Annotated in this window: 8 protein-coding genes; 7 read left to right on the plus strand and 1 reads right to left on the minus strand. The window is 43.5% G+C overall.

Going from position 1 to position 6,112, the window contains the following annotated elements; all coding sequences use genetic code 11:
• Nucleotides 1-22 precede the first annotated feature (22 nt).
• Nucleotides 23-214 carry an Arc family DNA-binding protein gene (locus DWW23_RS22425; protein WP_122356378.1) on the plus strand — a complete coding sequence of 64 codons (192 nt, stop codon included), beginning with the start codon at nt 23-25 and terminating at the stop codon, nt 212-214.
• Nucleotides 215-371: 157 nt separating this feature from the next.
• On the opposite strand, the gene DWW23_RS22430 is transcribed toward DWW23_RS22425, so the two are convergent.
• Nucleotides 372-1,394, minus strand: a complete 1,023-nt coding sequence (locus DWW23_RS22430) for an SPOR domain-containing protein (protein WP_122356380.1) — start codon at nt 1,392-1,394, stop codon at nt 372-374.
• 82 nt (nt 1,395-1,476) lie between these two features.
• On the opposite strand from DWW23_RS22430, the gene cbiB reads away from it, so the two are divergent.
• From cbiB to cobC, 6 genes are read left to right on the plus strand one after another with little or no spacing between them, the layout of a single operon-like run.
• Nucleotides 1,477-2,427 (plus strand): adenosylcobinamide-phosphate synthase CbiB, encoded by a 951-nt coding sequence (gene cbiB / locus DWW23_RS22435; protein ID WP_122356382.1) that lies wholly within the window; start codon nt 1,477-1,479, stop codon nt 2,425-2,427.
• A gap of 15 nt (nt 2,428-2,442) precedes the next feature.
• Nucleotides 2,443-3,054: a S4 domain-containing protein gene (locus DWW23_RS22440; protein ID WP_122356384.1), complete on the plus strand. Its 612-nt coding sequence runs from the start codon at nt 2,443-2,445 to the stop codon at nt 3,052-3,054.
• Between the two features lie 4 nt (nt 3,055-3,058).
• Nucleotides 3,059-3,577, plus strand: a complete 519-nt coding sequence (locus DWW23_RS22445; protein WP_122356386.1) for a bifunctional adenosylcobinamide kinase/adenosylcobinamide-phosphate guanylyltransferase — start codon at nt 3,059-3,061, stop codon at nt 3,575-3,577.
• 15 nt (nt 3,578-3,592) lie between these two features.
• Entirely contained in the window at nt 3,593-4,630 is a 1,038-nt protein-coding gene (gene cobT, locus DWW23_RS22450; RefSeq protein WP_122356389.1) for a nicotinate-nucleotide--dimethylbenzimidazole phosphoribosyltransferase, read from the plus strand.
• 33 nt (nt 4,631-4,663) lie between these two features.
• Nucleotides 4,664-5,416 carry an adenosylcobinamide-GDP ribazoletransferase gene (locus tag DWW23_RS22455; protein ID WP_122356391.1) on the plus strand — a complete coding sequence of 251 codons (753 nt, stop codon included), beginning with the start codon at nt 4,664-4,666 and terminating at the stop codon, nt 5,414-5,416.
• Between the two features lie 11 nt (nt 5,417-5,427).
• On the plus strand, nt 5,428-5,961 hold the full coding sequence (gene cobC, locus DWW23_RS22460) for an alpha-ribazole phosphatase (RefSeq protein WP_122356393.1): 534 nt from the start codon (nt 5,428-5,430) through the stop codon (nt 5,959-5,961).
• Nucleotides 5,962-6,112: the final 151 nt, after the last annotated feature.

Below are 6,112 nucleotides of genomic sequence, written 5' to 3' on the forward strand. Positions count from 1 at the left end.
TTTTAATATTAATATAAGAGTGATGGCCAAAAAAGAGAATGCAACCAAAAACTTTGTTCTGCGAATTGATGCAGAGATGATGGATGCTATCGAAAAATGGGCTGCGGATGAATTCCGCAGCACCAATGGCCAGATCCAGTACATCCTGGACCAGGCACTACGAAAAGCAGGCCGTTTAAAAAAGAAAAAACAATCAAAACAAGAAGAGGAGTAAAAGACAATAACTCCTGAACACTTCCGGATGCTATTTTAGTTTCATTCGGAAGAAAAATAAAATACCTCCGAAAGAAATTCTAAATTCTCCCGGAGGTATTTTTATTTCAGTATTTAAAAGAGTAAGTAGCAAATAAAATAAATACAAAAAGTATTATTTAGCGACTGATGAACAGCCACGCATCTTTGTACTTTTCATTCATACGCAAGGTCGCCATATAGCTTTCAGCTTGTTCACGGTTATCGAATTTATCCGCATAAATACGGTACTTCCCGTCACGAACAACCTTACTTACATGTTTACATTCTTGACGGTCTACACCTGCTATGTATTTATCAGCCTGGTCTTCCGTTGGAAAACTTGCGATTACAATGTGGTACATTTTAAGATTAGGCTTAGCTATTGCCGGTTCAGGGGTAATCTTTTGCCTTTTCACTTCACGGGACGGAGCTACAGCAGCAACTTTACGCTCAGTCTTCACTTCATTGATTTCAGGTGCAATCGTTTCTTCCGAAGCAATTTCCTCTGTCGGCTTTATTTCAGGAGCACTTTTCACAACCATCTCTGTCGGAACAAAACTCGCAGTATAGGCCGCCTGATTGACATCCTTTACCGGAGTCGACACAAGCAAGAATAAAGCGACTGCTGCTGCCGAAGCCGCAGCGACACGAAGTAATTTCCGGTTAACCGGTATATATAATATATCTTTCTTTCTCTTTCGGGTAAGTAAAGCAACCTCTTCACGCTCTGCCAAAACAGGCTGAAGTTGCGGGAAATTGAATGAAACCAAGCCATACGAACCCACACTGAAAGCATCAGATTCTCCCGGGTGAAAAATAACCTGCCCTTCCATCCCGAGGCTAAAGGAACCTAGCACACCCAAAGATAATTTCTTATCTTCCTGTAAAACCACTTTCATATCTGCCACATCTTCTTCCAACATCAATTGTGCTTTCCGGTAATTGACATCATACATCTGCATATATGATTCCGAAAGCAACCCGTCGTTATGCTGCAATGTGACATTAAAAACGATTTCTTTTCGTTGGGGATTGAACAAATGTTCTTTTTCATCATATACAGCAGAAACAGCCTGCAGTACAAACCCACCAAATCCCGGTACAATCACACAGTCGTGTACCAGTAATAATCGTTCTATATGTGTTATTATCCTAAGCATAAGACAAAGGTAGATATTTATTAGTGAATTTACAAAACAAACAACGGTACAATTTTCTACCTTTGTATCTCAAACAAATAATATGTACTGGTCAACTCAATCGATATATTTACTTAGGGTTATTCCTTTTCTGGGCGGATGGTTGGCAGATCGTCTGTTAGGCGATCCGGAAGGCTGGCCCCATCCTATCGTCTGGTTCGGAAAACTCATTTCTTTCGGAGAAAAAAGACTCAATCAAGGGGAGAACCGCTTTTATAAAGGAGGTTTGCTGACATTGATCCTCGTCGCCGGTGTTTATCTTCTGACCCGTTTATTGCTTTTATCGGCTATATTCATAAATACACAATTATATGCCATCCTCATCGGGATCGGTGTTTTTTATTGTCTGGCTGGAAAAACTCTGATCACGGAAGTCAAAGCTGTTTTTGAAGCTGTAGACCGCAACGTGGAAGAAGGACGCACACAAGTAGGACGCATCGTAGGACGCGATACCTCTGACTTATCCCCGCAAGAGATCAGAGCTGCCGCCCTTGAAACATTGGCTGAGAACCTGAGTGACGGAGTGATCGCCCCGATGTTCTGGTTCGGCTTTCTGGGACTGCCCGGAATGATGGCCTATAAAATGATCAATACGCTCGATTCAATGATCGGTTACAAGAATGAGCGATACAAGGATTTCGGACAAGCGGCTGCCCGGCTGGACGATGTCGCCAATTATATACCAGCCCGGCTGACAGCCTGTTTGATGTTACTGGTTTCCGGCAACTGGCATAAAAGAGATTTTCTGACGCGCTTCGGTCGTGCACATCTCAGTCCGAACTCAGGTTATCCCGAAGCGGCGCTGGCAGCCATTCTGGATTGTCGTTTTGGAGGAACGCACGACTATTTCGGACAGGCTGTAGAAAAACCCCATATCGGAGTTAACGACCGGCCTTTCACGACAGAAGATATGTTAATAGCAACTAAAATAAACAGCAATACAGAACTAGCTATGGGATTGCTTGTTTGTCTTCTATCATTATTATTGCAATAAAAAAATTATACGAATATGGAAATAAGACTAAACAAACTGCTTAGTGACGCAGGCCTTTGCTCCCGCAGGGAGGCAGACAAATTCATCGAAATGGGACGGGTTACCGTCAATGGTAAACTGCCCGAAGTCGGACAGAAAGTAAGTAAGACGGATATTATCATGCTCGATGATATTCAGGTCAATTTCAAACAGGCACAGGAACATGCCCGTACAGGTGCAGGAAAAACTCAAAATCTCATCTTTGGTGAAGCGACTGCAAAAGTTGAGAAAAAAGAAAAAATCGTAGAGGCCAACACTCCTGCCACAAATGCTCCTGCTACCGAAAAAAAGAAATCTTCCGGTTCCGGCAGTAAATTAAGACCCGGCAAATATGTCAAATATAACAAATATGCAGCCGCAAGAAAGGCGGCTAAAAGCGGAGAAAAACCAAAAGAAAAACTGACAACGGAGGAAAAGGCACTCAAAGAGGCTATGCGTCCAAAGTTCGGTAAATCTTTAGGAAGAGCTGCCGTTGCACAACGTCTCGCAGCTTCCCCGAAATCTGCCAGTTTGCGGAAAACGAGTAAGAACAATCCGATAAATAAAGCGAAACGAGCTGCTGCCCGCAATAAGCCGAAAGGAGAATAAAGCGATGCCTGACAAACATATCGTACTGGTAACAGGAGGACAACGTTCCGGTAAAAGCGGATATGCACAAAAGTTAGCCTTATCATTAAGCGCTAACCCGGTCTATCTGGCTACATCCCGTGTATGGGATGAAGAATTCCGCCAACGTGTTCTCCGCCACCAGGCCGACCGCGGTCCGGAATGGACAAACATCGAAGAAGAAAAATACCTGAGCCATCACAACCTGAATGGGCGGGTAGTCGTAATAGACTGTGTCACCTTGTGGGGTACTAATTTCTTTTTTGACAACGACAGCAATGTCGAATTGTCTCTCAAAGAACTGAAAGAAGAATTCAACCGGCTGGTCGAACAGCATGCTTATCTCATATTCGTTACCAATGAAATAGGATTAGGAGGTGTCTCCCCTGATCCGGTACAGCGCAAATTCACGGACCTGCAGGGATGGCTAAACCAATACATAGCCTCCCGTGCCGATGAAGTTGTACTGATGATAAGCGGAATACCCATGAAAATAAAAGAATAACAAAATAATAGAACAATGATTACCTTTCATATTGAAAAACCGGATACTGCTATTGCGGAAGCACTACAAGACAAAATAAATAATCTGACCAAACCCAAAGGTTCGTTGGGCAGATTGGAAGAAATTGCTCTCCAGGTCGGACTGATCCAGCAGACACTTACACCAGCTTTAACGCATCCGATGAATGTTATATATGCCTCTGATCACGGCATTGCCGATGAAGGCGTTAGCAAATCTCCCAAGGAAGTCACCCGTCAGGTGATTCACAACTTTCTGAATGGCGGAGCCGGTGTCTGTTTCCTGGCTCGTCAGCATGGTTTTGAAATAAAAATAGTCGATAGCGGGGTCGATTTCGATTTTCCTGCAATACCACAATTGATAGACCGGAAAATCAGGAAAGGTACCCGGAATTTCCTGCACGAAGCCGCCATGACCCGTGAAGAAATGGAGTCGGCCCTTCAGTATGGAGCCGATATTGTCTCTGACTGCCATAAAGAAGGATGCAATGTCATCAGTTTCGGAGAAATGGGCATAGGCAATACAGCTGCGTCAAGTATGTGGATGACTTGCCTCACAGGTATTCCCCTGATCGAATGCGTAGGTGCCGGAAGTGGCTTGGACAGCATCGGTGTGCAACATAAATATAAAGTATTGAAAGCAGCCCTTGAAAATTACAAAGGCGATAACAGTACATTGGATGTGATCGGTTATTTCGGAGGTTATGAAATGGTCATGGCTGTTGGTGGAATGCTTCGGGCTGCAGAACTCAAAATGGTGATTCTCGTAGATGGCTTTATAATGACCAATTGTGTGTTGGCAGCTTCCCGCCTATATCCGGAAATGCTTCCTTATTGCATATTCGGACATTGCGGAGACGAAGCCGGACACAGAAAGGTGTTGGATGTACTTCAGGCAGAACCGGTCTTAAATCTGGGATTACGTTTAGGAGAAGGTTCCGGTTCAGTTTGTGCTTACCCGATTATCGACTCGGCTGTACGTATGATCAATGAAATGCATACATTCCAACAAGCTGCAGTAACTAAATATTTCTAACCGGATGGTCTTCCATTCCTAACATTTATATATATGTTACGTATACTGGCTGCATTCATATTCTTTACACGTCTACCTTTCTGGAAACTGGCGGAGGTTCCCTCCGAATATTTCAAAAATATAGTCAGCCAATGGGCGCTGGTCGGTTGGTTCACTGCCGGATTGATGGTTATCGTATTGTATGCAAGCTCTCTTATTCTACCAGCCGGAGTTGCCGTAGCCCTGGCTATGATAACCCGATTATTGATTACTGGCTGTTTGCATGAAGACGGACTGGCCGATTTTTTTGACGGATTTGGAGGAGGAACCAATCGGGAACGGGTATTGGCCATTATGAAAGATTCTCACATAGGTAGTTACGGAGTAATCGGTTTAATCTGCTATTTTGGCCTGTATTACCTATTACTCAGCAGTCTTCCTGTTGAATTGGCCGGTTGTGCCATCTTAGCGGGTGATCCTTATAGCAAAGGAGTGGCAGGGATGATCATCAACCGTCTCCCTTATGCCCGAAAAGAGGAAGAAGCTAAAAGTAAAACGATCTATAGCCGCATGACGACAGGAGAATATCTATTCAGTCTGATTTGCCTGCTAATTCCTTTATGCTGGCTACCGAAACCCGTTTATTTTCTGGCCGGTCTTCTTCCGGTTGCTACCTGGTATATGCTGACTACACTTATGAAAAAGAAAATACAAGGATATACCGGTGATTGTTGCGGAGCCACATTTTTACTTTGCGAATTGAGCTTTTATCTCGGGATAACTGTTATATATACAACAACACTTTAGAAAGTCACTATATGAATATCTATTTGATCAGACACACCTCTGTCAACGTTCCTGCAGGCTATGCATACGGACAGACAGATGTTGCATTACGTCCTTCCTTTGAAGAAGAGGCTGAAAAAGTAAAAGAATCGCTCTCCGGACTCACTTTCAATAAAGTCTGGTGCAGTCCGCTTACACGTTGCGTACGTCTCGCCTCTTACTGTGGTTATCCGGATGCAATCCGGGAAGACCGGGTAAAAGAACTTAATTTCGGGGAATGGGAGATGAAATCATGGGAAGAGTTATCTTCCGATCCTCGTTCCGAAGCCTGGTTTGCAGATTGGATCGATACCAGAACACCGGAAGGGGAATCTTTAAAAGATCAATATGTACGTGTCAGTTCATTTCTTGATGAAATAAGAGAGAGTGGATTAGAGAATGTCTGCATATTCGCTCACGGAGGCGTTTTAACCTGTGCACGGGTTTATGCCGGAGAATATGACATCAAAGAAGCCTTTAAGAATATACCTTCCTACGGAGAAATCATAAAACTCTCCTTTGACTAAATATCTACACTACCCCTTCCCCTTCTCAAAAGAGGGCAGGGAGTGTATTATCTATACTGCTCATAAATTCATGCTCAATGTATCATTCAATTCTGATAAAAAGTGAAACCATGATAAATGAAAAAAGGAGTCCACTCTTTCGAATGAACTC

Source organism: Parabacteroides sp. AF14-59, from assembly GCF_003479515.1.
GTDB lineage: Bacteria > Bacteroidota > Bacteroidia > Bacteroidales > Tannerellaceae > Parabacteroides > Parabacteroides faecis.

Excerpts from the sequence above, each read along its gene's own strand:
- cbiB (WP_122356382.1), top strand. The coding sequence starts at position 1,477 with ATGTACTGGTCAACTCAATCGATATATTTACTTAGGGTTATTCCTTTT.
- DWW23_RS22440 (WP_122356384.1), top strand. The coding sequence starts at position 2,443 with ATGGAAATAAGACTAAACAAACTGCTTAGTGACGCAGGCCTTTGCTCC.
- DWW23_RS22455 (WP_122356391.1), top strand. The coding sequence starts at position 4,664 with ATGTTACGTATACTGGCTGCATTCATATTCTTTACACGTCTACCTTTC.
- cobT (WP_122356389.1), top strand. The coding sequence starts at position 3,593 with ATGATTACCTTTCATATTGAAAAACCGGATACTGCTATTGCGGAAGCA.
- cobC (WP_122356393.1), top strand. The coding sequence starts at position 5,428 with ATGAATATCTATTTGATCAGACACACCTCTGTCAACGTTCCTGCAGGC.
- DWW23_RS22425 (WP_122356378.1), top strand. The coding sequence starts at position 23 with ATGGCCAAAAAAGAGAATGCAACCAAAAACTTTGTTCTGCGAATTGAT.
- DWW23_RS22445 (WP_122356386.1), top strand. The coding sequence starts at position 3,059 with ATGCCTGACAAACATATCGTACTGGTAACAGGAGGACAACGTTCCGGT.
- DWW23_RS22430 (WP_122356380.1), bottom strand. The coding sequence starts at position 1,394 with ATGCTTAGGATAATAACACATATAGAACGATTATTACTGGTACACGAC.